Below are 2,773 nucleotides of genomic sequence, written 5' to 3' on the forward strand. Positions count from 1 at the left end.
CGTCGATGCGCAGGGCCGCGTGGTCGGTCAGTTCCGCTACACGGGCCTGGTGCCCGACGCCGCCGATCAGTTCGCCCGGGTGGGCCTGAAGTTCGGCGCGGGCGGCATGTCGCTTTCCTCGTAGGAGTCTCGCTTGGACATTCGCCTGATCCTCGTCGTCCTGCTCGTCGCCCTCTCGGCGGCCATTGTCGCCTACCTGGTCTTCCAGAAGTACGGCTCGGCGCTGGTCGAGAGGCTCGCCGTCTATCGCAGCGGGGTGGGCCTCAGGCTGCGGCGCACCCGCAACCCCTTCTCCAACGAGCGCTTCTCGCGCTTCCAGCAGATCCTGACGGGGATCACCGCCCTTCTGGGCCTTCTCATCGGGGCGGGCGTGCTCGGGCGCCTCTTCATGGCGGCCGTATTCGGGGCGGTGTCGTGGTTCGGGGCGGACCAGTACCTGAACGTGCTCTACCGGCGGTACTGCAAGGACTTCGAGGAGCAGCTCCCCGACATGGTGGGGGTGGTCGCCAACGCGGTGAAGGCGGGAAACAGCGTCCAGCAGGCGCTGGAGCTGGTGGTCGAGGAGTTCACCGACCCCATGTCCGCCGAGGTCTCCGAGGTCCTTCACGAGCTGCGGGTCGGCACCGCCCTCGACGTGGCCATCCGCAACTGGCTCGAGCGCATGCCCAACGACGACCTGGAGATCTTCGGCATGGCCGTCATCATCCAGCGCCAGACGGGCGGCAACCTGGCCGAGATCCTCGACAACCTGGCCGGCACCATGCGCGATCGCAAGAAGATGCAGGGCCAGATCCGCACCCTCACCACCCAGGGCCGCATGTCGGGCGCCATCCTCTCCATGCTGCCGGTGGGCCTCTACTGCCTTTTGTACCTCGTCATGCCGGAGCGGATGGGGGTCCTGTTCACCCACCCCTTCGGGTGGGCGATCATCGGGGTGTGCGCGGTGATGATCGGCTTCGGCGGCTTCATCATCTCGCGCATCGTCGCGATCGACGTGTAGGAGGCCCTCATGCTGTTTCTGGTCTTCCTGCTCATCGTCGCGGCCGTCGCCATCCTGGTGCTCGCCTTCGCCAAGCCCAAGGGCAAGAGCAAGGTCGAGAAGCGCCTGAAGCGATCGCGCTCGGTCGGCAAGCGCATCGTGTTCGAGGAATCCGCCGAGACCTCCACCGCGGGCAAGAGCAAGTACCTCACGATCATCGAGGCGCGCCTCAAGCCCCTCGCCGAGCGACGCCTGACGCCCGAGCAAGAGCTCGCCATCATCCGCAAGCTCCAGGCCTCGGGCGACTACCAGACCACCCCGGCGCAGTTCTTGGCCCAGCAGTTCCTGTGGGCGGGCATCCTGACCGTGCTGTGGTGCGCAGCCAACTGGATCGTGCTCGAGCTCTCCTGGCCCGTGGCCCTCGCGGGGGTCGGCGGCGCCTGCTACGTCGGCTACATCCTGCCGCCCCAGCGCCTCAAGACCGCGACCGAGAAGCGCCAGAACCACATCATCCGGTCCATGCCGACCACCTTGGACCTGCTCACCACCTGCGTGGAGGCGGGGCTCTCCCTTCAGGCCGCCATGGCCAAGGTCGTCGAGCTCTCCAAGCCCCATCCCCTGCGCGAGGAGCTGGAGCGCACCCTCAAGGAGGTCCAGCTCGGCCGGCCGCGCGCCGAGGCCCTCAGAGAGCTCGGCAAGCGCGCGGGCCTCAAGGAGCTCAACTCGGTGGCGGTCGCCATGGTCCAGGCCGAGGCGATGGGCGCCTCGATCGCCAAGACCCTGCGGGTGCAGAGCGAGGTGCTGCGCGAGGCCCGCTGGCAGCGCGCCCAGGAGATGGCCCAGAAGGCGACCCTCAAGCTGACGTTCCCGACGGTCTTTCTGATCTTCCCGACCATCTTCGTCATCATCTTCGCGCCTCTGCTTTTGAGCCTGTTCCTCGGCCGCTGATCCGCAACATCCCAGCATCCCTCGCACTTTCATAGGTCGTCGCAATGGACATCGTCATCATCCTCGTGGCCCTGGCCTTCCTGATGCTGGTCGCCTATCGCGGCTTCAGCGTCATCCTCTTCGCCCCGCTCGCGGCCCTCCTGGCCGTCCTGCTCACGGATCCTCACCACGTGCTGCCCTTCTTCTCGGGCATCTTCATGGACAAGCTGGTGGGTTTCCTGAAGCTCTACTTCCCGGTGTTCCTGCTCGGGGCGTGCTTCGGCAAGCTGATCGAGCTTTCGGGCTTCGCCAAGGCGATCACGCAGCGGGTGACGCGGCTCATCGGCGAGAACAACGCCATGCTCGCCATCGTCCTGGTCTGCGCCATCCTCACCTACGGGGGAGTCTCCCTCTTCGTGGTGGCGTTCGCCGTCTATCCTTTCGCCTGCGAGCTGTTCAAGGCCGGCGACATCCCCAAGCGCCTCATCCCCGGTACCATCGCCCTGGGCGCCTTCACCTTCACCATGGACGCGCTGCCCGGCACGCCCCAGATCCAGAACCTCATTCCCACCTCGTTCTTCGGGACGACCACCTGGGCGGCCCCGCGCCTGGGCCTTCTGGGGGCGGTGTTCGTCTTCACGCTCGGCATGACCTACCTCAACCACCAGCGCAAGAAGGCGGCGGTGCGGGGCGAGGGCTACGGCACCGGCCACCGCAACGAGCCCGAGCCGATCGCCGGCGACAAGCTGCCCAGTCCCTTCGTGGCCCTGATCCCGCTGGTGCTGGTGGGGGTCCTGAACCGCTGGTTCACCACCCTGGTGCCCCGGTACTATCCCAAGACCTTCGACTTCGCGCCGCTCGGCATCA

3 protein-coding genes are annotated in these 2,773 nt (G+C 66.8%); all 3 read left to right on the top strand.

The genetic code is table 11. From position 1 onward, the window contains the following. Positions 1-133: 133 nt before the first annotated feature. Entirely contained in the window at positions 134-1,000 is an 867-nt protein-coding gene (locus V6D00_10660; GenBank protein ID HEY9899631.1) for a type II secretion system F family protein, read from the top strand. A 9-nt stretch (positions 1,001-1,009) separates the two neighbouring features. Then, positions 1,010-1,927: a type II secretion system F family protein gene (locus V6D00_10665; GenBank protein ID HEY9899632.1), complete on the top strand. Its 918-nt coding sequence runs from the start codon at positions 1,010-1,012 to the stop codon at positions 1,925-1,927. 44 nt (positions 1,928-1,971) lie between these two features. Then, positions 1,972-2,773 (top strand): hypothetical protein (locus tag V6D00_10670; protein HEY9899633.1); only part of this gene is annotated, 802 nt, incomplete at its 3' end.

Source organism: Pantanalinema sp. (assembly GCA_036704125.1).
Classification (GTDB): Bacteria; Cyanobacteriota; Sericytochromatia; order S15B-MN24; family UBA4093; genus JAGIBK01.

Bases quoted from the DNA above. Each gene is read 5' to 3' on its own strand.
- V6D00_10665 (HEY9899632.1), top strand. From the start codon at position 1,010: ATGCTGTTTCTGGTCTTCCTGCTCATCGTCGCGGCCGTCGCCATCCTG.